The 24,168-nt window shown below is 73.5% G+C and carries 21 protein-coding genes; 7 read left to right on the top strand and 14 right to left on the bottom strand.

Going from position 1 to position 24,168, the window contains the following annotated elements; all coding sequences use genetic code 11:
- Positions 1–319: 319 nt before the first annotated feature.
- The 7 genes from H7X46_RS22835 to H7X46_RS22805 form a co-directional block, all read right to left on the bottom strand.
- Positions 320–757: a cupin domain-containing protein gene (locus H7X46_RS22835; protein ID WP_186361347.1), complete on the bottom strand. Its 438-nt coding sequence runs from the start codon at positions 755–757 to the stop codon at positions 320–322.
- A gap of 126 nt (positions 758–883) precedes the next feature.
- On the bottom strand, positions 884–1,537 hold the full coding sequence (locus tag H7X46_RS22830) for an LUD domain-containing protein (RefSeq protein WP_186361346.1): 654 nt from the start codon (positions 1,535–1,537) through the stop codon (positions 884–886).
- The gene (locus H7X46_RS22825; protein WP_222131392.1) at positions 1,534–2,979 is read right to left on the bottom strand and encodes a LutB/LldF family L-lactate oxidation iron-sulfur protein; all 1,446 of its coding nucleotides are present in this window, start codon (positions 2,977–2,979) and stop codon (positions 1,534–1,536) included. Before H7X46_RS22825 ends, H7X46_RS22830 begins: the two co-directional genes overlap by 4 nt.
- Complete coding sequence (locus H7X46_RS22820) at positions 2,976–3,749, bottom strand: (Fe-S)-binding protein (protein ID WP_186361345.1); 774 nt, start codon at positions 3,747–3,749, stop codon at positions 2,976–2,978. The genes H7X46_RS22825 and H7X46_RS22820 overlap by 4 nt, the downstream gene beginning before the upstream one ends.
- 29 nt (positions 3,750–3,778) lie before the next feature.
- Positions 3,779–5,227: an L-lactate permease gene (locus tag H7X46_RS22815; protein WP_186361344.1), complete on the bottom strand. Its 1,449-nt coding sequence runs from the start codon at positions 5,225–5,227 to the stop codon at positions 3,779–3,781.
- Between the two features lie 83 nt (positions 5,228–5,310).
- Positions 5,311–6,081 (bottom strand): ABC transporter permease, encoded by a 771-nt coding sequence (locus tag H7X46_RS22810; RefSeq protein ID WP_186361343.1) that lies wholly within the window; start codon positions 6,079–6,081, stop codon positions 5,311–5,313.
- A complete protein-coding gene (locus H7X46_RS22805) occupies positions 6,081–7,100 on the bottom strand; it encodes an ATP-binding cassette domain-containing protein (protein WP_186361342.1) in 1,020 nt (339 codons plus the stop codon). The genes H7X46_RS22810 and H7X46_RS22805 overlap by 1 nt, the downstream gene beginning before the upstream one ends.
- A gap of 82 nt (positions 7,101–7,182) precedes the next feature.
- On the opposite strand from H7X46_RS22805, the gene H7X46_RS22800 reads away from it, so the two are divergent.
- Both H7X46_RS22800 and guaA read left to right on the top strand, forming a co-directional pair.
- Positions 7,183–7,935 (top strand): TetR/AcrR family transcriptional regulator, encoded by a 753-nt coding sequence (locus H7X46_RS22800; protein ID WP_370588918.1) that lies wholly within the window; start codon positions 7,183–7,185, stop codon positions 7,933–7,935.
- A 49-nt stretch (positions 7,936–7,984) separates the two neighbouring features.
- Positions 7,985–9,538: a glutamine-hydrolyzing GMP synthase gene (gene guaA / locus H7X46_RS22795; RefSeq protein WP_186361341.1), complete on the top strand. Its 1,554-nt coding sequence runs from the start codon at positions 7,985–7,987 to the stop codon at positions 9,536–9,538.
- A 136-nt stretch (positions 9,539–9,674) separates the two neighbouring features.
- Here the strand turns inward: guaA and H7X46_RS22790 are convergent, their stop codons facing one another.
- Together H7X46_RS22790 and H7X46_RS22785 are read right to left on the bottom strand one after the other, a co-directional pair.
- Positions 9,675–9,884: a hypothetical protein gene (locus tag H7X46_RS22790; protein ID WP_186361340.1), complete on the bottom strand. Its 210-nt coding sequence runs from the start codon at positions 9,882–9,884 to the stop codon at positions 9,675–9,677.
- 23 nt (positions 9,885–9,907) lie between these two features.
- On the bottom strand, positions 9,908–11,206 hold the full coding sequence (locus tag H7X46_RS22785) for a PspC domain-containing protein (protein ID WP_186361339.1): 1,299 nt from the start codon (positions 11,204–11,206) through the stop codon (positions 9,908–9,910).
- A gap of 308 nt (positions 11,207–11,514) precedes the next feature.
- On the opposite strand from H7X46_RS22785, the gene H7X46_RS22780 reads away from it, so the two are divergent.
- Together H7X46_RS22780 and H7X46_RS22775 are read left to right on the top strand one after the other, a co-directional pair.
- Positions 11,515–12,891 carry a PspC domain-containing protein gene (locus H7X46_RS22780; protein WP_370589083.1) on the top strand — a complete coding sequence of 459 codons (1,377 nt, stop codon included), beginning with the start codon at positions 11,515–11,517 and terminating at the stop codon, positions 12,889–12,891.
- The gene (locus H7X46_RS22775; RefSeq protein WP_186361338.1) at positions 12,888–13,562 is read left to right on the top strand and encodes a response regulator transcription factor; all 675 of its coding nucleotides are present in this window, start codon (positions 12,888–12,890) and stop codon (positions 13,560–13,562) included. Before H7X46_RS22780 ends, H7X46_RS22775 begins: the two co-directional genes overlap by 4 nt.
- Positions 13,563–13,720: 158 nt before the next feature.
- Here the strand turns inward: H7X46_RS22775 and H7X46_RS22770 are convergent, their stop codons facing one another.
- Both H7X46_RS22770 and H7X46_RS22765 read right to left on the bottom strand, forming a co-directional pair.
- On the bottom strand, positions 13,721–15,175 hold the full coding sequence (locus H7X46_RS22770) for a hypothetical protein (RefSeq protein ID WP_186361337.1): 1,455 nt from the start codon (positions 15,173–15,175) through the stop codon (positions 13,721–13,723).
- 297 nt (positions 15,176–15,472) lie between these two features.
- Positions 15,473–15,733 carry a chorismate mutase gene (locus H7X46_RS22765; RefSeq protein WP_370589082.1) on the bottom strand — a complete coding sequence of 87 codons (261 nt, stop codon included), beginning with the start codon at positions 15,731–15,733 and terminating at the stop codon, positions 15,473–15,475.
- 311 nt (positions 15,734–16,044) lie between these two features.
- On the opposite strand from H7X46_RS22765, the gene H7X46_RS22760 reads away from it, so the two are divergent.
- Positions 16,045–18,501, top strand: a complete 2,457-nt coding sequence (locus H7X46_RS22760; protein ID WP_186361335.1) for a UvrD-helicase domain-containing protein — start codon at positions 16,045–16,047, stop codon at positions 18,499–18,501.
- Between the two features lie 4 nt (positions 18,502–18,505).
- On the opposite strand, the gene H7X46_RS22755 is transcribed toward H7X46_RS22760, so the two are convergent.
- The 3 genes from H7X46_RS22755 to H7X46_RS22745 form a co-directional block, all read right to left on the bottom strand.
- Positions 18,506–19,150 carry a DUF1707 domain-containing protein gene (locus H7X46_RS22755; protein ID WP_186361334.1) on the bottom strand — a complete coding sequence of 215 codons (645 nt, stop codon included), beginning with the start codon at positions 19,148–19,150 and terminating at the stop codon, positions 18,506–18,508.
- Positions 19,151–19,199: 49 nt separating this feature from the next.
- Complete coding sequence (locus tag H7X46_RS22750; protein ID WP_370588917.1) at positions 19,200–20,150, bottom strand: M23 family metallopeptidase; 951 nt, start codon at positions 20,148–20,150, stop codon at positions 19,200–19,202.
- A 578-nt stretch (positions 20,151–20,728) separates the two neighbouring features.
- Positions 20,729–21,721: a triacylglycerol lipase gene (locus H7X46_RS22745; protein ID WP_186361333.1), complete on the bottom strand. Its 993-nt coding sequence runs from the start codon at positions 21,719–21,721 to the stop codon at positions 20,729–20,731.
- Between the two features lie 258 nt (positions 21,722–21,979).
- On the opposite strand from H7X46_RS22745, the gene sucC reads away from it, so the two are divergent.
- Positions 21,980–23,173 (top strand): ADP-forming succinate--CoA ligase subunit beta, encoded by a 1,194-nt coding sequence (gene sucC, locus H7X46_RS22740; protein WP_370588916.1) that lies wholly within the window; start codon positions 21,980–21,982, stop codon positions 23,171–23,173.
- A 5-nt stretch (positions 23,174–23,178) separates the two neighbouring features.
- Positions 23,179–24,066, top strand: coding sequence for a succinate--CoA ligase subunit alpha (gene sucD / locus H7X46_RS22735; protein ID WP_186361331.1), 888 nt, complete (start codon positions 23,179–23,181; stop codon positions 24,064–24,066).
- Positions 24,067–24,168 lie beyond the last annotated feature (102 nt).

The raw sequence follows: 24,168 nt of genomic DNA, 5'->3' as shown, positions 1-24,168 counted from the left end.
CGCTGCGGTCAGGGCGCGATGGCTACCCGCCGCTTCGGCGCGCAGGCGTGCGCACCGGCGTCCCAGGGACTATCCGACCCGCGTATGAGGACCGGTGGTGGCGGACCTGGAACCGTCGGCGAGCCGGCCACCGATGAGTCCGGACGGCAGCCGCAGCCAGCCTTCGGTTGGCGACGTACGAGGAGCAGGTGCCGAGCCCCGGGTGTCGTTCGGGATCCTCGAGGACCCGGACGGCAACAGCGTGACCATCCTGCAGCCCGAGGACGGATTCGCACCCCAGGGCCGGGCCGTGTCCTGACCACGGCCTGGCTCAAGGAAGCTAGGCGCAGCAACAGCAGTAGCAGTAGCACATGAGGGCGCCGTGCGGGCCGGTCCTGAACGAGTAGCGCTCACCACGGGGGATGAACATCCAGTCCCCGGCCACCAGCTCGGATCCGTCATAGATGATGGAGCCGCCGGCGATGAACCGGATTCCGTCCCCTTCGTCGTGTGAGTGGGCCGGCGACTCGACATCGGGATCCGCGACCGTGATGAACATGAAGGACTGCTCCGGCAACATCACCGGCAGCTGGTACTTGCGGAATCCCTCGGGCACGTTGTCGATCGCCAGCTCGCGACGCAGCTCCCGGGCGTCCTCGTCGCGACTGGTGACGATGCCCGAGTTGAGCTCGCGGCCGTGACCCTTGAGCGCTTCCTGTATCCGCTCCATGCAGGCTGCGAGACTGCTCCGGTTCGGATCGAACCCGGTGTCGTTCATGCCACACGCTCCCTGCCGAGATCGACGAGGCACGGGCCTCAGGTCGCGCCCACCCTTGCGAACCGAGCGTCATCGTGGCGTCACCCGGGGGAGCCGGCGCGACGGATGGACGCCGGCCGGGTCCCGTCAGGCTCGGGCCCGTGGCGTCGAGTCCCCGTCGGAGACCAGCAGGACGTGCAGGCGGCGCGGACCGTGCACGCCTTCCACCCGCTCCAGCTCGATGTCGCTGGTGGCCGAGGGCCCGCTGATCCAGGTCAGCGGCCGTCCGCCGACGACCGCGTCGCGGAGCCGTGTGATCGACTCCGGCACGTCGCCGACCAGCTGGGACTCGTGCACCACGCACACGTGCAGGTCGGGGACCAGCGACAGCGCTCGCCGTCCCTGGTCCGGGCCGTGGTCGAGGACGATGGTGCCGGTCGTGGCGACACCCACGGCGGCGGCGGTGACGACCGCGTCGATGCGGTCGAGGTCGTCGGCGGCGAGGCCGCCGTCGTCGGTGACCACGTCGACGCCGTCGGCGGCGAGCCAGTCCCGGGGCAGCCCGGGGGGTACGACGACCTGGCCGGTCCCGGCGAGCGCGTCGGCCACGGCCGCGGCGACCCCGGCCGGGGCCACCCGCTCGACGACCGCGCGGTAGTCCTCCACCCGCTCGACGAAGAGCGCTGCGACGTCGGGCGAGGACGTCACCGCGCCGTGCCGGCGGCCCGGCGCGGGCGCCCGTTCGGCGCCGTCGAGCGCGGCGGTGATCCGGCCGAGCATCTCCTGCCTGGAGCCGATCATCCTTGTCCTCTCTCGCGCTTCCACCAGGTCCGGAACGATTCGCCCGGCGGTATCGGGGCGTCGCGGGCGTCGCTCCAGGCCGACAGCGGCCCGGGGAGCCGTCCGATCGAGTCCTTCTTCCCGAGCACCCGGCCGCCCAGCTCGGCGCCGCGCTGCGCCCGTTCCCAGCGCGTGTGCTCGGCGAACATCCACGACGCGCCCTTCATCGCCAGCTGCTCGCCCGAGGGCAGCCCGCCGCGCTTCTCGTCGACGACCCGGGTGCGCAGGTGCACCAGCAGGTCGGGGATCTCGATGCGCACCGGACACACGTCGAAGCACGCACCGCACAGCGACGAGGCGTAGGGCAGCGACTTGTCGACCGGCGACTCGGTGCCGCGCAGCTGTGGGTTGAGCACCGCGCCGATCGGGCCGGGATAGACCGAGCCGTAGGCGTGGCCGCCGACCCGCTCGTAGACGGGGCAGACGTTGAGGCAGGCCGAGCAGCGGATGCAGCGCAGGGCCTGCCGCCCGACGTGGTCGGCGAGGGCGTCGCTGCGGCCGTTGTCGAGCAGGACGACGTGCACCTGCTGCGGACCGTCGCCGGGTGTGACCCCGGTCCAGGTGGAGGTGTAGGGGTTCATCCGCTCGCCGGTCGAGCTGCGCGGCAGGAGCTTCAGGAACACGTCGAGGTCGGCCACTGTGGGCAGTACCTTCTCGATGCCCACCACGCTGATCAGCGTTTCGGGCAGGGTCAGGCACATCCGGCCGTTGCCTTCGGACTCGACCACGACCAGGGTGCCGGTCTCGGCGACCGCGAAGTTCGCCCCGGAGATCGCCACCTTGGCCCGCAGGAACTTCTCGCGCAGGTGCCGGCGGGCCGACTCGGCCAGCTCGTGCGGTGCGGACGTGAGTCCCTCCGGAGCCGGGGTGCCGACCTTGCCCATCTCGCGCAGGAAGATCTCCCGGATCTCCGCGCGGTTGCGGTGGATCGCCGGGACCAGGATGTGGCTGGGCCGGTCCCGGCCCAGCTGCACGATGAGCTCGGCCAGGTCGGTCTCCCAGGCGTGGATGCCCGCGTCCTCCAGCGCCTCGTTGAGACCGATCTCCTGCGTGGTCATCGACTTGACCTTGACCACCTCGTCGGTTCCGGTCTCCCGGGCGAGCGCGGTGACGATCCGGTTGGCCTCCTCGGCGTCCCGTGCCCAGTGGACGGTGGCGCCGGCCCGGGTGAGCGACTCCTCGAGCTGGACCAGGTAGCCGTCCAGGTGGGTGAGCACGTGGTCCTTGATCGCGGCGCCTGCGACCCGCAGCTCTTCCCACCGATCGACCTCGTCGACGACGGCGGCGCGCTTGTCGCGGATGGTCTGCGTGGCGTGCTGTAGGTTGCGCCGCTGCTGGGCGTTGTCCAACGCCTCCCGCGCCGCGACCGGGAACGCCGGCATGCCGATGAACGTGCCGCTCATCGCGACGCCACCGCCCCGAGCTCCTGATCGGCGGCGAAGTCCCGCTCGGTCGAGGCGAGCACCTCCGCCAGGTGCAGCACGCGCACGCCGGCGCGCTGGCGGTGCAGCAGCCCGCCGATGTGCGCCAGGCAGCTGTTGTCGCCGGCCACCAGCACCTCCGCTTCCGTCTCCCGCACGTGGCGGGCCTTGTCGGAGCCCATCGACACCGAGGTGTCGGCGTTCTTCATCGCGAAGGTGCCGCCGAAGCCGCAGCACTGATCGGCACCGGGCAGCTCCACCAGGTCGATGCCGCGCACCGCGCGCAGCAGCCGCAGCGGCTTGTCGGCGACCCGGAGCATCCGCAGCGAGTGGCAGGTCGGGTGGTAGGTGACCCGGTGCGGGAAGGTCGCGCCGACGTCGGTGACGCCGAGGACGTCCACGAGCAGCTCGGAGAGCTCGTAGACGTTGCGGGCACCGGCCTCGGCGCGCTCGGCCAGCGCCGGCCGGGCACAGCCGCGGGCCACGGTGCCGTGCTGGTGACGGATGCTGCCGACGCACGACCCGGACGGGGCCACGACGGCGTCGTACGCCCCGAACACGTCGGCGAACCGCTCGACCAGCGGCAGCGCCTCCCGGGCGTAGCCGGTGTTGGTGAACATCTGCCCGCAGCAGGTCTGTTCCAGCGGGAACTCAACGGTGACGCCCAGCCGCTCGAGGACCGTCACGACGGCCTTGGGGGTCTGCGGCCACATCGTGTCGTTGAAGCAGGTGGCGAACAGGGCGACGCGCATCCCGGATCCAGGAAGGGAGGACAACGGCGTCACACCATCCACGACAGGACGGTCGACTGCAGCCCGACCAGCAGGCACAGCACGATCAGCAGGCCGACGCTCCAGCCGACCACCCGGCGGAAGATGTCGGACTCCTTGCCGTGCAGGCCGACGGCGGTGGCGGCGATGGTCAGGTTCTGCGGGCTGATCATCTTGCCCACCACGCCACCGGAGGTGTTGGCGGCCACCAGCAGCGTCGGGTCGATCCCGGTCTTCTGCGCTGCGGTCTGCTGCAGCGTGGCGAACAACGCGTTGGCGCTGGTGTCCGAGCCGGTGACCGCGGTACCGAGCCAGCCGAGCGTCGGGGACAGGAACGCGAACAGCGCCCCGGTGCCGGCGATCCAGGTGCCCAGGGTCTGGGTCTGCCCGGACAGGTTCATCACGTAGGCCAGTGCGAGTACCGAGGCCACCGTGAGGAAGGCGTACCGCAGCGTCTTGAGCGTGCCGGCGAACTCCGACACGACGCGGGCCGGCTTCACCCCCTGCGCGAGCGCGACGATCGTGCGGATCTGCCCTTCCGTGACGCCCCGTTCCCGCAGCGCGGGCAGGACCTCCCGGCTGATGTGCAGGTAGTGCCAGTTGGGCGCCGCCGCGGCCAGGGCCTGCTGCGCGTCCGCACCGGAGAAGTAGTCCATGTAGCACGCCGCGTCGTGCGACAGCACGATCCGGTCGGCGTAGCCCTGCTCGCACAACGTCGCGATCGTCGCCACCCGCTGCTCGGTCGGGTTGAACAGGTCCAGCCCGAACCGGTCGCAGCCGATCGTGGCTCCGCGGTCCATCAGCGAGCGCAGGTAGTCGAGGTCGTTGCTGTCCCCGGCGTGCCCCACGACGACCTTGGTCAGGTCGACGCCGTGCGCCGCGTAGAAGTCGAGCGCGATCCGGCCGGTCTCGTGCGCCGAGTTCGTGTGCACCGTGATCGGCACCCCGGTCTCCTGGTGCGTCTCGCAGACGGCGCGCTGCACGCGTTCCTGGTCGGGCGTGAGCCCGCGCTCCTCGACCACGCACTTCAGCAGTGCTGCCCGGACCCCGGTCTCGCCGATGCCCTCCCGGATGTCCTCGACGAACATCTCGGTCATGAGCTCCGGGCCGCCGAGCAGGGTGCCGGGCCCGCGGTGGTGGAAGAAGTGGGGGATCTCGTCGAAGGTGTACAGGCCGGTGGCGACGACGATGTTGATGTCGACCTCGGCGTTGATCAGCTGGATGCGCGGGATGTAGCGGCCCAGGCCGATGACCGTCGGGTCGACGATGGTGTCCACCCCGGCCTGCGCGAGCTCGCGCAGCTTGCGCACCGCGTCGTCGTGGCGTTCCCGTTCGTCCCACCACTCGTGGCCGTGGTTCTGCATCACGTCGGGCGTGAGCACGAAGACGTGCTCGTGCATGAGCGTGGTGCCGAGCTCGTCCAGGTCCACGGTGCCCCGCACCGTCTCCACCGAGGCCATGTGCCCACATCCTTACCGACCGCATGGTATGTGGCGGACACTACAGATCGCGGGCGGGGCGCCGTCAAGGCGCGGGTGCGGGTTCAGGCCGTGGCCCCGCGGATCGACCGGACCCCGACGGCCAGCCCGACCGCGGCCGTCACGACGGCGGCGACGAACCCGGACAGCACCGCGGGCGCGGCGAGCGTGCCGGCGAAGAGCGCCCGCTCGGCGTCCACGACGTACGTCAGCGGGTTCACCAGCGACGCGATCCGCATCCACTCCGGACCCGTCTCGAGCGGCAGCATCATCCCGGAGAGGATCAGCAGCGGGAACAGCAGCGACTGCTGCACCGCCCAGAAGATCCACTCGGTCTTCCGCGACGCGATCGCCAGCGCGTAGGACAGCGCGCCGACGCCGACGCCGAAGATCCCGAGCAGGACCAGCCCGACGAGCACGTGCAGCGGGTACAGCGCGAACCCGAACGGCACTGCCACGAGCGTGACGAGCGCGGCCTGCACGACGAGCGGCGTCAGCTCCTTGAGCGCCCGCCCGATCATCAGCGAGGACCGGGTCAGCGGGGTCGCCAGCATCCGCTCGAACGCCCCGGTCATGATCTCGAACTGCAGGTTCGCGCCGGTCATCGAGGTACCGAACATCGTGATCATGACGACGACGCCGGGCAGGAACCACTGCAGCGACGATCCGCCGAACACGCCCGCGTCACCGGAGAGCCCGGACAGCAACGGCCCGAACAGGCCCAGGAACACCAGCGGCTGGACCAGGCTGAAGATCAGCGAGAACGGGTCGCGGACGATCGTGAGCGTCTCGCGCCACCAGACGTTGCGGACGTCGGTGAGGGCGGCGGTGGTCATCAGGACTCCTCGCGCAGGCTGCGGCCGGTCAGGTTCAGGAAGACGTCGTCGAGCGTGGGCCGGCGGGACTCGGCGGCCACGACCTCCACGCCCGCCTCGCGCAGCCGCCCGAGCAGGCCGGGCAGGGCGTGTGCCGCCGCCGCGATGCCGACCGTGAGCGCGTGGCCGTCCGGCACGGGCCGTTCCTCGACCGCAGCCGGCGGGTCCGCGAGGGCTGCGGTGCCGGTCGTCCTCGCGCCCGCGCCGGTGAGCGCCGGGTCGACGGCCGCGGCCAGCACCGCGCGGGCCGCCGGCACGTCGCCGGCCCGGACGGTGACGGTCAGCCGGTCGCCCGCCTGCTCGGCCTTGAGTCGCTCCGGGGTGTCGTCGGCGATCACCCGGCCGTGGTCGATGATCACCACGCGCTCGGCCATCGCGTCGGCCTCGTCGAGGTAGTGCGTGGTCAGCACGATCGTCGTGCCGTGCTCCTCGCGGATCCGCAGGATGTGCTCCCACAGGTTCGCCCGGTTCTGCGGGTCCATCCCGGTCGAGGGCTCGTCGAGGAAGAGCAGCCGCGGCGAGTGGATCAGCCCGAGCGCGATGTCCAGGCGGCGCTTCTGCCCGCCGGACAGCGTGCTCACCTTGCGCAGGCCGAGCCGGTCCAGGTCGAGGGTGCGCAGCAGCCGGTCGGCGTTCCGGACCGACTCCGCCTTGCCGAGCCCGTAGAAGCGGCCCTGCAGGACGAGCTCGTCGCGGACCCGGTAGTTGTGCCCGGCGCCGTCCTTCTGTCCGATGTAGCCGATCCGCCTGCGCACCTCCGCCGGGTGCGCGACGACGTCCAGGCCGGCGACCTCGGCGCGCCCGGAGGTGGGCGGCAGCAGGCTGGTGAGCATCCGCAGCGTGGTCGACTTGCCCGCGCCGTTCGGGCCGAGGAAGGCGACGAGCTCACCGGCGACGACGTCGAGGTCGACGCCCCGCACCGCCTCGACCGTGTCCTGGCCGACCCGGAAGTGCCGGGTCAGTGATTGAGTGTGGATCAACGATGTCCCTCTCGTCGTACGCCGTACTGAGTGGCGAACCGATAGGGTACGCCGTACGGAGAAAGCATGCGAGGGAGTTTCCGTGACCGGACCGGAGCAGTGGGGGACGCCCGAGGGGCAGGCGATCATCAACCTGCTGTGGGACCCGCCGCCGGCGCCGCGCCGGGGCCCGCGCCAGCGGCTGACGCTCGACCAGGTCGTCGAGGCCGGCATGGCCGTGGCCGCCCGGTCGGTCGACGCGCTGTCGATGCGCAAGGTCGCCCAGGAGCTCGGCGTGGGCACGATGAGCCTCTACACCTACGTGCCCGGCCGGGACGAGCTGTTCGAGCTCATGATCGACCGTGCGTGGGGGGAGCGGGCGCTCCCGGACCGGAACCTGCCCTGGCGGGCGCAGGCCGAGTTCCACGCGCACGAGGCCTGGCGGATGTACCGCGAGCACCCGTGGCTGATCAGCTCGAACCTCTGGCGGATGCCGCTGGGGCCGCACGTGCTCGACGTCCAGGAGGACCTCTACCGGGTCGTGTCGCTGACCGGGCTGGACGCGGCGACCGTGGTCCGGACGGCCGGGCTGATCGAGTCGCACGTGTTCGGCGCCGCCCGGGCGGAGATCACCGACACCAGCGTGGCGACCCGGACCGGGGTCAGCCAGGACGACTACTACTCCGCGCGGGCCGGGTTCTGGGGGACGCACTTCCGCGAGGACCGGTTCCCGACGATGGCCCGGCTGTGGCACGCTGGCGGGTTCGACGCCGAGAACCCGGTCGGCGACTGGGAGTTCGGACTGGGGCTGATCCTGGACGGCATCGAGCGGCTGACCGCCGGCCGGGCGGGCTGAGCGCGTACGCCGACCGCGGTGACCTGCGTCGCGTCGCTACCCTTGACCCGTGCAGACCCCGACCGTCCTCGTCGTGGACTACGGCGCCCAGTACGCGCAGCTCATCGCCCGCCGGGTGCGGGAGGCGGACGTGTACTCCGAGATCGTCCCGGCGTCCACGCCCGTCGCCGAGATCGTGGCCCGCGAACCCGCCGCCGTGATCCTGTCCGGCGGTCCGGCCAGCGTGTACGCCGAGGACGCTCCGGGCGTCGACCCGGCCATGTTCGAGACCGGGATCCCGGTGTTCGGCATGTGCTACGGCTTCCAGGCCATGGCCCGCGCGCTCGGCGGCGAGGTCGCCCCCGACGGCACCCGCGAGTACGGCCGTACCGACATCACCCTGTCCGGCACCCCGGGGGCGCTGCACGGCGGCCTGCCGGGGCGGCACCCGGTGTGGATGAGCCACGGCGACTCGGTGACCGCGGCGCCGGAGGGCTTCACGGTCACGGCGTCGTCGGACCGGGTCGCGGTCGCCGCGTTCGAGGACACCGCACGCCGGCTGGCCGGGGTCCAGTACCACCCGGAGGTCGGGCACTCCCCGCACGGCCAGGAGGTGCTGCGCCGGTTCCTGCACGACGTCGCCGGCATCCGCCCGGGCTGGACCACGGCGTCGATCATCGACGAGACCGTCGAGGCGGTCCGGGCCCAGGTCGGCGACGGCCGCGCCATCTGCGCGCTGTCCGGCGGGGTCGACTCCGCGGTCGCCGCCGCGCTCGTCCAGCGCGCCATCGGCGACCGGCTGACCTGCGTGTTCGTCGACCACGGCCTGCTGCGCGCCGGGGAGCGGGAGCAGGTGGAGAAGGACTTCGTCGCGGCGACCGGCGCGAAGCTGCACACCGTCGACGCCGCCGACCGGTTCCTGGAGGCGCTCGCCGGGGTCAGCGACCCCGAGGAGAAGCGGAAGATCATCGGCCGGGAGTTCATCCGGGTCTTCGAGGCCGCCACCGCCGAGGTCGTCGCGCACGAGGAGAAGGTCGGCTTCCTGGTGCAGGGCACCCTCTACCCGGACGTCGTCGAATCCGGCGGCGGCGACGGCACCGCGACCATCAAGAGCCACCACAACGTCGGCGGCCTGCCGGACGACATCGAGTTCGCGCTGGTCGAGCCGCTGCGGGCGCTGTTCAAGGACGAGGTCCGCACGGTCGGCGCCGAGCTGGGGCTCCCCGAGGTGATCGTCCGCCGGCAGCCGTTCCCCGGGCCGGGCCTGGGCATCCGGATCATCGGCGAGGTCACCCGGGACCGGCTGGAGACGCTGCGGGCGGCCGACGCGATCGCCCGCGAGGAGCTCACCGCGGCCGGCCTGGACCACGAGATCTGGCAGTGCCCGGTGGTGCTGCTGGCCGACGTCCGCAGCGTCGGCGTCCAGGGCGACGGCCGCACCTACGGCCACCCGGTCGTCCTGCGTCCGGTGTCCAGCGAGGACGCGATGACCGCGGACTGGACCCGGCTGCCGTACGACGTCCTGGAACGGATCTCCACCCGGATCACCAACGAGGTGGCCGAGGTCAACCGGGTCGTGCTGGACGTGACGAGCAAGCCGCCGGGCACCATCGAGTGGGAATGAGAGGGGCGGGGCCGGTGCCCCGGCCCCGCCCCGACCCGCCCGGGTCCAGCGCCGCGACGTCGTCGTCGAGGTGCGACCGCTCGGGCGGCGCGGACGTCGGCGGCGCTCCCCAGCCCGCCGACACCCGCGATGCCTGTTAGTCGCCGGAAGCGCCCCGGGAGTTACGCAGGCCGGCGACCAGAAATGCGATCCCCGCCACGACGGCCGTCCCGGCGAGCAGCCAGCGGAGATCGACGATCTCCCACGGGCCGGTCCCGGTGATCCCGGCCGCCGCCACGAGCAGCGACAGCAGCCCCGCGACCAGGGTGAGCACGTCCGGCCGGCGCTTCCGCACAACCTCAGTCATGATGTTCACTCCGCAAGCTCCGTTCAGCCACGCTGCACCTCCACCGCGCCCATCTCCGCCCGCAGGTCCAGCTCCAGCACCCGCCCGCCGGGCCCGTCCGGGCCCGGGTCGGTGACGGTCAGGTGCGAGTCCTGCCCGGTCCGGGACTGGCCGTCGACCGTCACGTCGCCGAACCGGGCCGATCCGCGGACGACCAGGTCGGCGTTCTCCGGCACCCGGACGGTGATCGCGCCGGCCCCCACCTCGGCAAGGGTGCGGACCGGCCCGTCGGCGCCGGGGGTCGCGGTCAGGTCGAGCCGGGTGAGGTCCAGGTCGATGGAGCCGGTGCCGCGCCGGTACTCCGGCGCGAGCTGTGCGGGCGTCGGCGGGGCCTCCTCGATCGGTCCGAAGCCGCCGCGCATCGCCCAGCCGTCCGGGCCGAACGCGCCGTTCACCAGGGACGTCATCCCGGTGAGCAGGGCCAGCAGGACCGCGAACGGGATCAGCCAGCGCCCGGCCCGGCGGAACGCCCCGACGAGCAGCCCGATCCCGACGACGGCCAGCGCGGCACCCGGTACCGCGGACGCCGGAAGCACGCCGGGCGCGGCGAGCACGACGACCCCGACCATCCCGGCGACGACGAGCGCGATCCCGAGGGTCACCGGCGTCAGCGCCGACCGGGGCGGGGCGGGCGGCGCCGGCTCGGGACCCGGTTCGGGCAGGTCCCAGGCGAACGGGGCGACGCCGAGGGGGTCCCAGGCCGGCGGCGTCGCGCGCGGCGGGCCGTCCGGTGCGGGCAGCGCCCCGTCCGGCGCGGCCGCCGGCACCGCGCCGTCCGGCGTGCCCAACGGCACAGCGCCGGCGGGCGCTGCCCACGGCACCGCCGGGGTCGGCGCGGTCGCCGCCTCCCGGGCCCCCGGGCGGGACCCGCGCGTCAGGTGCAGCGCCACCAGCAGGCCCACCGTGACCGCGGTGGCGACCAGCCGCTCGACCGACAGCGCCATCGGGATCGCGAGCAGGGCCGCGAGCGTGAGCAGGACGATCGAGAGCGCCGACGTCGAGCCGGTCCGGGCCGGCGGCGGTGCCCCGGGTGGGCCGGCGTCCGGCAGGACGGCGCAGCCGGCCAGGTAGAGCGGCAGGCCCGGCCCGGTGACCGCGGCGACGACGAACCCCACCCGCACCAGCGTCGGGTCCAGGTCGTAGCGGCGGGCGACGCCCGCGGCGACCCCGGCGAGCTTCCGGTCGTCGCGCGGCCGTACCGGCCGGGACTCCCACATGTCGCGCAGGACGTCGATGCCCTGCGCCCCCGCTCGTCGTGTGTCCGGCGCCCGCGATCCGCTCATGGGATCAGCCTGCACGCCTGCGTACCCCGGGGTCTCGGGGACAACCCGGAGACGACCCCGGAACCGGACCGGAGGGAACCGGTGGCCGGGCGTGTGACCATGGTGTCGTGAACAGCCCGAACCCGTCGAACTCCGGCCCGCACGGCACGGTGACGGGACCCGTGACGGCGGAGGGTGCGGGCCCCGGTCCCGACCCGGACACCGCGGTGACCCGGCCCGTGCGGGTCACCGGCACCGGGCCGGAGTCGGGGGCGGGCACCTCCCCGGTGCCGGGGACGACGACGGAGCAGGAGACGACGACCGGGCCGATCGCGGCGGAGCCGGGGACCGCTCCGGGGGCGACGACCGCTGCGGCGCCGGGAACCGGCCCCGGGCAGGGGCCCGGTGCTACCCCCGCGACGGGTGCCGCCGCCGGGCCCCCGCCCGGCGACCGCACGACCGTGCGGATCCCGGCCGGCCGCACCCTGACCCGGCGCCGGACCGGCCGGATGCTCGGTGGTGTCGCGGGCGGGGTGGCCGACCACCTCGAGGTCGACGTGCGGTGGGTGCGCGCGGCGTTCGTCGTCCTCACGTTCCTGGGCTGGGCGGGGGTGCTGGCCTACGGGCTGCTGTGGGTGTTCCTGCGGGAGGAGGACACCGGCGTCGAACGCACGGTGACCCGCTCGGAACGGTTGCAGGCAGCCGGCCTGCTCGCCCTGGGCCTGGGGCTGTCGGTGGTCGCGGCGACCTCGGGGTCGACGGTCGTCGGCTGGATCGCCGGGCCGATGGGGCTGGCCGCGGTGGGGGCCGCGGTCGTCTGGCGGGAGGCAGACGAGGCGCAACGCCGCCGGTGGGCGCGGGACGCGCGCTCGCGCGTGGTCGGCGGGCGCGCCGCGTTCCTGCGCACCCTGCTGGGAGCCGCGCTCGTCATGACCGGGCTGGCGGTGTTCCTGCTCGGCAACCTCGACCTCGGGCAGGTCCGGTTCGGCCTCCTGGCCGCAGTCGCGACCCTGCTCGGCGTCGCGGTGCTGACGGTTCCGTGGTGGGTGCGGCTGGTCCGCGACCTGGGCGAGGAACGGCGGGCCCGGGCCGTCGCGGCGGAGCGGATGGAGATCGCGGCGCACCTGCACGACTCGGTGCTGCAGACCCTCGCGCTGATCCAGCGCCAGGCCGGCGACTCCCGCGAGGTGCTGCGGCTGGCCCGGGGGCAGGAACGCGAGCTGCGGTCCTGGCTGTACGGGCCCGGTGGCCGGGCCCGCGGCGGGGACGGGCCGGCGGCCGCGGCCGACGCCACGCTCTCCGCGGCGATCACCCGGGTGGCCGGCGAGGTGGAGGACACCTACGCCGTCGCCGTCGGGCCGGTGCTGGTCGGCGACGCCGAGCTGGACGCCGACCTGCGCGCGCTGGTGCTCGCGGCGCGGGAGGCGATGGTCAACGCGGCCAAGCACTCGGGGACCGCCGAGGTCGACGTCTACGTGGAGGTCGAACCCGCCTCGGACGAGGGCTCCGGCGTGGCCGAGGTGTTCGTCCGGGACCGGGGCCGCGGCTTCGACCCGGACGCGGTGGACGACGACCGGCACGGTCTCGCCGACTCCATCCACGAACGGATGCGGCGGCACGGCGGTACGGTCCGGATCCGCACCGGCGCGGGCGAGGGGACGGAGGTGCGGTTGTCGATGCCGCTGGCAGGGGAGGAGACGGCATGAGCGAGGACGGCGCGTCGATCCGGGTCTACCTGGTCGACGACCACGCCCTGTTCCGCTCCGGGGTGCGCGCCGAGCTGGACCGCGGGGACGGCGGGACCCCCGTGGTCGAGGTGATCGGCGAGGCGGGCTCGGTGGACGAGGCGGTCGCCGGGGTCGGGCACCTGAAGCCCGACGTCGTGCTGCTGGACGTGCACCTGCCCGGCGGCGGGGGTGCGGAGATCCTGCGCCGCGCCCGGGCCGCCGGCACCGAGTCGGTCTTCCTGGCGCTGTCGGTGTCGGACGCCGCGGAGGACGTCATCAGCGTCATCCGGGCCGGCGCGCGGGGCTACGTCACCAAGACCATCTCGGGCCGGGACCTGGCGGACGCGGTCCGGCGGGTCCGGGCCGGGGACGCGGTGTTCTCCCCCCGGCTGGCCGGCTTCGTGCTCGACGCGTTCTCCGACCGGCCGGGCGCCGCCCCGCCGGTGGACCCGGAGGTCGACCAGCTGACCAAGCGGGAACGCGACGTGCTGCGGCTGCTGGCCAGGGGGTACGCCTACAAGGAGATCGCCGGGGAGCTGTTCATCTCGGTGAAGACCGTCGAGACGCACGTGTCCAGCGTGCTGCGCAAGACGCAGACGTCGAACCGGCACGAGCTGTCCCGCTGGGCTTCCGACAGGAGGCTCGTGTAGGTCGCGCAGCGACCGGAGCGAGCCGGAAGGAGCATCAGCACGACAGGAGGCTCGTGTAGGTCGCGCAGCGACCGGAACGAGCCGGAAGGAGCATCAGCACGACAGGAGGCTCGTGTAGGTCGCGCAGCGACCGGAACGAGCCGGAAGGAGCAGCGGGTTCAGCTCCCGCCGCCGCCCAGCAGCGACCCGGCGCCCTTCGTGACGCCGTCGAGCGCTCCACCGACCGGCTCGGTCACCGTCGACACGGTGCCGCCGACCGGCTCGGTCACCCCGGTCAGCGCCTTCCCTGCGGGTGTCGTGACGGTCTCCAGCGGCACGGTGGCATCCGAGTCCCCGGACTGCTTCCCCGACTTCTTGCCGGACTTCTTCCCGGTGTCCGAGCCGGACCCGTCGTCGGAGGAGTCCTTCTTCTGCTTCTTCGCCTTCGCCGACGTGTCCAGCAGCCCGGTCACCGGCTCCGCGGCGTCGAGCAGGGGCCCGGTGAGCGGCTCGGTCGCGCCGAGCACCGGCTCGGTGACCGGGGACAGGGCACCGACGACCGGCGTGGTGACCGGCTCGAGGGTGTCGGCGACGGGCCGGGTGACCGGCTTGACGGCGTCGGTGACCGGGGAGGTGGCCTTCGTGACCGGCTTCACCGCCCCGCCGAGCGCCGAGCCGACCGGTGCCGCGGCCCGTGCCACCGGCGAGACGACCTCGCCCGCGGCCGTGCCGACCGCGCGGGTGGGCTCGGTGGCGTCCTGCAGGGGGCCGGTGCTGGTGCCACCGTCGCGCGGTGCCGGGGCGGTGAGCGGCTCGATCAGGTTCCCGGCGGGCTGCCGGTCCGGGCCGTTCAGCGGCCGGGCCACCGGTGCGAGGACGGAACCGGAGCCGGTGGACGGCCGGTCGTCGTCGCCGGCGGACGGACCCGACGGTGCCGGGAGGCTGCGCTGGGCGGGGATGGCGGCGGCCGCGTCGGACGCGCTGCCGGTCGAGACCTGCCGCAGGGTGCCCGCGGCCGCGGACTCCCGCGGGAACGCGACACCCATCCAGTCGGTCGCCCCGGGCGCCGTCGCGGGCAGGCTCGCCGACTGCAGCTCCGGCAGCGCCGAGGAGAGCGCGACGTTCGCCGGCAGGTACTGCTGCGGCAGCGTCTCCGGGCCCCCGGTCGCGGCCGGCAGGCCGATGCCGGGGAACAGCCCGTCGGCGGCGGCCCGGGCGTCCGAGCCGTGCGAGGCGGCCCCGTTGTAGATCGCGGCACCGAGCACCGAGCCGGCGGCGACGAGTGCGCCGGCGACGGCGGCCGCCCGCCGGCGCCCGGACAGCGGGCGGGCCGGCCAGTCGCGACCGTCGTCGGCGGAGGTGGGGCGCGGCTGCGGCAGGTCGATGTCCGGCCAGCCGCCCGGGGCGCCGGAGGCCGGCACGTCGGACGGGCCGGTGCCGACCGGCGTGCGCCCCTCGCGGCGCAGCAGGTCGCCGACGGACAGTACGGGGCCGGTCGTCGGTCCCGCGCCCTCGCCGGCGTCGCGGGCGGCGGCCGAGTGACGGGCCAGCAGCTCGGCGACGCTCACGACGTGACGGGGCCCGGTGGCGCCGGGGGAGCCGGGGAGCGGGGCGCCAGCGGATGGGTCGGTCACGGCCGCACGTCCTCCTTCGGGATTCGCTTCGGGAGAAGGTCTACCTGAACGGCTCCCGTTCCCCAAGCGGTCACCCTCCGCTCGTCGCACGTCACCCGAACGAGTGGTTCCCGCTCATCGGCCGTAACCGACCGCTCGCCCATCTCGTTGAGGGCGGAGGCAACCCCTCCGTGACGACCCTGGGGCGAAAGTCCCAGGTCGGACACCTGACCCGTGCGCGTCTGGTGACGAAGGGGTGACCGTCGTGCGAATCGACGAGCGGTCGCGCCGCACCCGGCCGTCACCGTGAGCGACGCCTCAGCGGCCCCCGAGCCGGCCGCGGCCGAGCCTCAGCAGCATCATCGCCAGCTCGCGCCCCTCGGGTCCGAGCTCGGCGAACCGGTCGAGCACCGCCATCTCCCGGCTGTAGACGATCCGCGGGCCACCCGCGGCCATCCGGGCGGCGCCGATCCGCTTCGACACCTCGGTCCGGCGCAGGATCGCGTCCAGGATCTCCGCGTCGAGCCGGTCGATCTCCTTGCGGAGCTCCTCGATCTCGGCATCGGCACCGGTGGGCACCGATCCGCCCGTGTCGTTCTGCGTGGTGTCGGCAACGGGTTCGGCCACGGTCATGCTCTCCTCGTCTCGGTCGTGCACCGGTGCGTGTGGACCGAGGACACGCGAACGCCCCGGGTCCACTGGACTCCGGGGCGTGCTGATCGTCCGTGCTCAGGCAGGATGCGCAGCGGGTACCGGGGTCCGGAACCCGTAGCGAAATCGCCTGCTGCTGTGCACGCGTGCGAGTGTAGACGACGCGCGCCCACCCGTCGCCGTCGTTCCCCCCACCGGGGCCGGGGTGTCGGACCCCCGGCGTACCGTGTTGTCTCGCGATGAGTGCGCTGTTCGAACTCCCCGGCACGAGCTCGGTCCCCGAGCCCAGGACCTCGCGCGGCCGCCGGCTGCTCGAGGGCCTCAACGACCGGCAGCGGGAGGCCGTGACCCACGCGGGCGCCCCGCTGCTCATCGTCGCCGGCGCCGGATCGGGCAAGACCCGCGTGCTCACCCACCGGATCGGCTGGTTGCTCGCCGAGCGCGGGGTGCACCCCGGCGAGATCATGTCGATCACCTTCACGAACAAGGCCGCGGCCGAGATGAAGGAGCGGGTCGACGCGCTCGTCGGCCGCCGCTCCGGGCCGATGTGGGTGTCGACGTTCCACTCCATGTGCGTGCGCGTGCTGCGCCGGGAGGCCAAGCACCTGGGCGTGCGCAGCGCCTTCTCGGTGTACGACGCCGACGACTCCCGCCGCCTGGTCGGCATCGTCGGGCGCGACCTGGAGCTCGACCCGAAGAAGTTCGCCCCGCGCGCGCTCGCCGCGCACATCTCGAACCTGAAGAACGAGCTGCTCTCGCCGGACGACGCGGCCGAGCGTGCCGGCACCGACCACGAGCGACGGATCGCCGAGGTCTACGGCGTCTACCAGTCCCGGCTGCGCCAGGCGAACGCGTTCGACTTCGACGACCTGATCATGGAGACCGTGTCGCTGCTGGACCGGATGCCGGCCGTCGCGGAGTACTACCGCCGCCGGTTCCGGCACGTGCTCGTCGACGAGTACCAGGACACCAACCACGCCCAGTACGAGCTGGTCCGCCAGCTGGTGCTGCCCGCGACGGCGTCGGCGGCCCCGGCCGAGCTGTGCGTGGTCGGCGACTCCGACCAGTCGATCTACGCGTTCCGCGGCGCGAACATCCGCAACATCATCGAGTTCGAGCAGGACTTCCCGGACGCCCGGACGATCCTGCTGGAGCAGAACTACCGCTCCACCCAGACCATCCTCTCCGCGGCGAACGCGGTGATCGCCCGCAACCCGGAGCGCCGGGACAAGCGGCTGTGGTCCGACGCGGGCGACGGCGAGAAGGTCGTCGGCTACGTCGCCGACAACGAGCACGACGAGGCGTCGTTCGTGGCGAAGGAGATCGACCGGCTGGTCGACTCCGGCGAGTACCGCAACAGCGACATCGCCGTCTTCTACCGGACGAACAACCAGTCCCGGGTGTTCGAGGACGTCTTCCTGCGGGTCGGGCTGCCCTACCGGGTTGTCGGCGGTGTCCGGTTCTACGAGCGCCGCGAGATCCGCGACGCGCTCGCCTACCTGCGGGTGCTGTCCAACCCGGAGGACACGGTCAGCCTGCGCCGGATCCTCAACGTGCCCAAGCGCGGCATCGGGGACCGGGCCGAGGCGGTCGTGGCCGAGTACGCCGAGCGGGAACGCACGTCGTTCGCCCGGGCGCTGCGCACCGCGGCCGAGGAGCCGGAGAAGCTGCCGGCGCTGGCGACCCGCTCGCAGCGCAACATCGCCGGGTTCGTCCGGATGCTCGACGAGCTGCGCGAGCTCGTCGAGCGCGGGGACGACACCGCGGAGATCCTGGAGGCGGTCTACGCCCGCACCGGGTACGTCGAGGAGCTGCAGGCCTCCGACGACCCGCAGGACGGGACCCGGATGGACAACCTGGCCGAGCTGGTGACGGTGGCGCGCGAGTTCGCCGGCGACGCGGCCGTGGCAGACCTGGCGGCGCTCAGCACCGATCCCGACGCGCGGCGCCCCGCGATCGGCGGCGGCGAGGCACCGGTCGACGACACCGACGGCCCCGGCAACGACGACGACGTCGAGGCCGGCGTCCCCGAGCCCGGCTCCCTGGCCGCGTTCCTCGAGCGCGTCGCGCTGGTCGCCGACGCCGACTCCATCCCCGAGGACGACTCCGGCCTGGTCACCCTGATGACCCTGCACACCGCGAAGGGCCTGGAGTTCCCGGTCGTGTTCCTGACCGGCTGGGAGGACGGGATCTTCCCGCACCAGCGCACGCTCGGGGACCCGAAGGAGCTCGCCGAGGAGCGCCGGCTGGCCTATGTCGGCATCACCCGCGCCGAGCGACGGCTCTACCTGTCCCGGGCGATCGTCCGGACCGCGTTCGGCCAGCCCAGCACCAACCCGCAGTCCCGTTTCCTCGACGAGGTCCCCGCCGGGCTGGTCGACTGGCGCCGCACCGAGGAGCAGCTGGTCGCCGAGCGGCCGTCCGCGCCGGTGGGGCGCTTCGGGTTCGGCCGGTCGGGCGGGCGGGGGGCGGCACAGCCGTCCGACCGCGGGGACTGGCGGGTGCCCGAGCGGAGCCGGAACACCACGTCGTTGCAGCTCGACGTCGGGGACCGGGTCAACCACGACAAGTACGGCCTGGGCACCGTGATCGCCGCGGACGGGGTCGGCCCGCGTGCGACCGTGACGATCGACTTCGGGTCCGGCGGGACGGTGCGGCTGATGCTGATCGGCGGCGTCCCGATGCAGAAGCTGTAGCGCCTCAGTCGTCGTCGTCCCGGTCTCCCCGGTCGTCCCGGTCGGGCGGCTCGGACGCGGCCTGCGTCCGGGTCATGATCTCCGTGCTGCCGAACGCCCCGGAGACGTCGACCGTGACCGGCCGGGTACCCGTACCGGCGCACGCGACCTCGCAGTCGGTGGAGCCGAACACCTTCCACCCGGTCGCGGTGACCCGGGCGTCGTCGGGCACGACGACCTGGACGCTCCCGAAGAGCACGCCGACCTCCACCCGGTCGGTGTCCCCGGCGACGCCGACCGTGCGGCTGCCGAACACGACGGTGCCGTCGTCGCCGCCGAGCAGGTGCGAGCCGCCCCAGAGCGCGGCGCCGAGCAGCAGGACGGTCCCGAGCGCCGACCCGGCGCGGCGGACCCACTCGGTCGCGACCGCGCCGGTCCCCGCCGGGACCGTGGCCTCGCTGCTCCGGGCGGCGGTGATCGCCGCTCCCTCCGGGGGCAGGTCGGCGGTCAGCGCGGCGAGGTCGTCGCGGGTGCGCGCGGCCCAGGCGCGGGTGGACCGCTCCTCGTACTCCTCGAGGCTGAGCCGGCCCTCACCGTGCGCCCGCTGCAGCCGCGCGTCGACCGAACGGCGTTCCTCGTCGCCCACCCGGATCCCGCCGTCACCCGCCACCGGCACAGTCTCGCCGGTGCGGTCGGGACGGGGGAAGCAGGTTCGGCGGTCAGGCGCCCCGGCCGGCGGTCGCCCGGCTGACGTCCAGGCCCCGCTCGGCGAGCCACGGCAGCGGGTTGGTCTTGCTGCCGTCGGCCTCCCAGATCTCCAGGTGCAGGTGCGGCCCGGTGGACTGGCCGCGGTTGCCGACCTCCGCGATCTCGTCGCCGGCCCTGACCTCCTGGCCGACCTCGACGAGCGCGCGGTTGACGTGGCCGTACACCGAGCTGGTGCCGTCGGGGTGCTTGAGCACCACCCACATCCCGAAGCCGCTGGCCGCGCCGGCCTTCTCCACGACGCCGTCGGTGAGGGCGAAGATCGGCGTGCCGATCGGGGCGGCGAGGTCGATGCCGTTGTGCTGCACGCCCCAGCGGGCGCCGAAACCGGAGGTGAACCGGCCGGCGGTGGGCATGACGAGCGGCTCGCCGTCGTACAGGACGGCCTTCGGGGCGCCGCGCGACATGGCCCCGGAGACGGCGCGCTCCACCTTCGCGGCCTGCTCGCCGAGCCGCGCGGCCTTCGCGATGTTGGCCACGTCGACCTTGCCGGTGTCCTGGAGGTCCGGGACCGACACCTGGCGGGCGAGCTGCTCGCCACCGATCGCCGGGGTCGAATCCGGGGCGGCGGCGTGGGACTCGGCGGGCACCGGGAGCATCGCCGAGGCGGACAGCGTCGTGTACGACTGCTCGACCGACGGCTCGCCGGCGAGGCCGGGGATGCCGAGCGCCCCGGCGACCGTCTGGCCGGCCGCGACGAGCGCGCCGCCGGCCGCGGCGGCGACGGTCACCCGGGTGCGGGGCGCCAGCGGCGGGGTCTGCGGGAGCGTGCCCGGCCGGGCCGGCCCGCCGGCTGCCGCGCCGGGATGCGCCGCCGTGCGGGTTTCCCGGACGTGCTGCCGGCCGGGGTGGGCCGCCGCTCCCGTGCCGGACGGGCCCGCCGGTGCGGGCTGCCGAGCGTGCACCCGTGCCGCCGGGTGACCGGCGCTCGTGCCCGCGGACGGCACCGGACGGCGGGGGGTGTGCGCCGGCAGGGGGGTGCGCGGCGCAGCCGGCCGTGCGGTGTCACCGGTGACCGGACGGTGCAGGAACGCGGTCGGCGGTGCGGGGCGGGGGCCGTCGGGCCCGGCCGTCGCGGGGGTACGCGGAACCGACGACGGAGGCGCCGGGTGCCGGTGGCTGCCCGCGGCGACCGGCACGCGGGGGTGCGTGCCGGGCCGGAGCTCCGGTCGGACGGCGCCGCTGGGGGAGCGGTGGCGCGCCAAGACCTGCCCTTCTGGTGTTCAGGTCGTCCCGGGCCGGTCGGCGGTGGCCATCGGAGTGGGGGCTCCGTCGGGGGGCGGGCGCCGTTCGGGGACAGCGCCGACCACCGTGATCGGTCCGTGACGTGGACGACGCGACGGTAACCCGATCGTCGCAGTGCGGCAACGGTGGGTCGGCGCCCGGGTGCGGACGGTCGGAGATCATCGACGACCGGTCGGGGGAACGCGCCGGAGGGGGAGTCGCGGGCGCCGTGCGGTTGCTCCGGCCGGGTGCGGCGGCGTCAGGAGGCCGGTGCGCCGCGCCCGGTGGCGAACGCGGGGGACACCGTGTGCCGGCCGGCGAACCGCAGCGCACCCCGCAGCCGGCGGTCGCGCACCCGGTCGTGCTCGCGCCGTTCCTCCTCACCGCGTGCCAGCGTGCTCGCCACCCAGTGCACGGTGCGCCGGTCGATGGGCAGCGACAGGTGCCCGACGTCGTCCAGCTCGAGTTCCTGCACGTCCAGGTCGGGGTGCCGGAGCCGGGCGTGGCGCTGCGGCACGACGACCTCGTCCATCCGCGACCACACGACCAGGAACCGGGTGCGGCACCCCGGAGCGGGCGCGTCGAGCTCGCGCAGCATCGCCGACCCCGGCCGCAGCTGGTGGCCCAGCGGGATCGGTGCGAGGTAGGCGAGGTTGCTGCCGGAGTGCGGGCTGCCGAGCGTGACGAGGGTGTCGACGACGTCGTCACCACCCATCTGCTGGACGAAGTACCGGGCGATGACTCCGCCGAGCGAGTGACCGACGATGTGGACCTTGTCCGATCCGGTGGCCTCGCACAGCCGCTCGACGTGCCCGCGCAGCTCGTGCGCGGCGCTGCGGACATCGTCGGTGCGCATGCTGTAGTTGATCGCGTGCACCACGCCGAAGCCGCGCCGGCGCAACGCGTGGGCGAACACGGTGAAGACCGAGCGGTTGTCCATGATCCCGTGGATGAGCAGGATCGGCGTCCGCGCGGCGGTCGGGTCGGCGACCACGAGGCTCCGCTTCACCGGAGGGAGGCTGTCGGTGCGCCAGTGCTCGTGCGGCCGGAGGTTCTCCTCCATCAGGCCGATCGGATAGAGCGCCACATGGGTGGCCAGCCAGGCCCATTCGACGGCCAGTCCCCGGAGGCCCGCGGGTGAGGTGAAGGTGCGCACGGCGTAGCGCGCCGCCTGCGCGGAGTCGCTCGCAAGGGCCGCCGCCCCGGTGGCGATCGCGCGCAGGCGACCCCACCCGGTCAGCGACGTCGCCATGGACGCACGGTAAGCCAGATCACACGATCTTGCCGAGGGCTCGAGCGGCCGGTGGCGTGCGTCACCCGGACGGGCCATCTGAATCGAGCACTGCCCCGACGGGGTGACAGCAGTCACCGGCCCAGGTCAGGACCGGTGTCGCCGGCGTGGCTAGGCTCTCGACGCAGCACGACCGACGTCCGCGACCGCTGCCGCCTCCCAGAGCGGGGCGCGGCCCGGAGGGAACCCGGGACCGCGCCGGGTCGCGGCGAGAGCGAAGTGGAGCGGGAGAGCCGAGTGGACCTGTACGAGTACCAGGCGAAGGACCTCTTCGCCGCGCACGGAGTCCCGGTGCTGCCGGGGAAGACCGTGGACAACGCCGCCGACGCGGCCGCCGCGGCGTCCGAGCTGGGCACCGCCGTCGTGGTCAAGGCCCAGGTCAAGACCGGTGGCCGGGGCAAGGCCGGCGGTGTGAAGCTGGCCCAGAACGCCGACGAGGCCAAGGAGAAGGCCGAGGCGATCCTCGGGCTCGACATCAAGGGCCACGTCGTCCACCAGGTGCTGGTGACCGAGGCCAGCGACATCTCCGAGGAGTACTACTTCTCGTTCCTGCTGGACCGCTCGAACCGCACGTTCCTGGCGATGTGCTCGGCCGAGGGCGGCATGGAGATCGAGCAGCTGGCCGTCGAGCGCCCGGAGGCGCTGGCCCGGATCGCGATCGACCCGATCGCCGGCGTCGACAGGGCCAAGGCCGACGAGATCGTCGCCGCGGGGAAGATCCCGGCCGCCGTCGCCGACGAGGCCGCGGACGTCATCGTGAAGCTCTGGGAGACCTTCGTCTCCGAGGACGCCACCCTGGTCGAGGTCAACCCGCTGGTCCGGGACCCGCAGGACAAGGTGATCGCGCTCGACGGCAAGGTCACGCTGGACGGCAACGCCGACTTCCGCCACCCCGAGCACGCGCAGCTGGTCGACGAGCGCACCGAGAACCCGCTCGAGGCGAAGGCCAAGGCCAAGGGCCTCAACTACGTCAAGCTCGAGGACGGCAAGGTCGGCATCATCGGCAACGGCGCGGGCCTGGTCATGTCGACCCTCGACGTCGTCGCCTACGCTGGCGAGGCGCACGGCGGGGTCAAGCCCGCGAACTTCCTCGACATCGGCGGCGGCGCCTCGGCCCAGATCATGGCCGACGGCCTGGACGTCATCCTCGGCGACGACGACGTCGAGAGCGTCTTCGTCAACGTCTTCGGCGGGATCACCGCGTGCGACGAGGTCGCGCGCGGCATCGTCGAGGCCCTGAAGATCCTCGGTGGCGAGGCCACCAAGCCGCTGGTCGTCCGGCTGGACGGCAACAACGTCGAGGAGGGTCGCCGGATCCTCGACGAGGCGAACCACCCGCTGGTCACGCAGGTGGGCACGATGGACGACGCGGCCGCCAAGGCCGCCGAGCTTGCGAACGCCGCGGGAGCCTGAGAAAAATGTCGATCTTCCTCAACGAGAACAGCAAGGTCATCGTCCAGGGCATCACCGGCGGCGAGGGCACCAAGCACGCCACCAAGATGATCGCTGCCGGCACCAACATCGTGGGCGGCGTCAACGCCCGCAAGGCCGGGACCACCCACTCGGTCGGTGGCAAGGACGTCACCGTGTACGGCACCGTCGAAGAGGCGATCAAGGAGACCGGCGCCGACGTCTCGGTGCTGTTCGTCCCGCCGAAGTTCGCCAAGGACGCGGTCATCGAGGCCATCGATGCCGAGATCCCGCTCGCGGTCGTGATCACCGAGGGCATCCCGGTGCACGACTCCGCGTACTTCTGGGCGCACGCGGTCGCCAAGGGCAACAAGACCCGCATCATCGGCCCGAACTGCCCCGGCATCATCTCGCCCGGCAAGTCCAACGCGGGCATCATCCCGGCGAACATCACCGGCCCCGGCAAGATCGGTCTGGTGTCGAAGTCCGGCACGCTGACCTACCAGATGATGTTCGAGCTGCGCGAGTTCGGCTTCTCCACCGCGATCGGCATCGGCGGCGACCCGGTCATCGGCACCACGCACATCGACGCCCTCGAGGCGTTCGAGGCGGACCCCGAGACCGAGGCCATCGTGATGATCGGTGAGATCGGCGGCGACGCCGAGGAGCGGGCCGCGGACTACATCAAGGCCAACGTCACCAAGCCGGTCGTCGGCTACGTCGCGGGCTTCACCGCCCCCGAGGGCAAGACGATGGGCCACGCCGGCGCCATCGTGTCCGGCTCCGCCGGGACCGCCCAGGCGAAGAAGGAGGCCCTCGAGGCCGCGGGCGTCAAGGTCGGCAAGACGCCGTCGGAGACCGCGGGCCTCATGAAGGACATCCTGTCCGCGAAGTAGGACACGCGTTCCGTACGCGGGCCCCGGGACGTCGGTCCCGGGGCCCGCGTCGTCGTGGGTGGCACGGCCGGGCATCACCCGGCCGTGGCCGCCCATCGGCTA

Source organism: Pseudonocardia sp. C8 (assembly GCF_014267175.1).
In the GTDB taxonomy this organism is placed as follows: Bacteria; Actinomycetota; Actinomycetes; order Mycobacteriales; family Pseudonocardiaceae; genus Pseudonocardia.
Note: the sequence above shows the minus strand (reverse complement) of the source record. Positions and strands in the feature narration are given on the sequence as shown.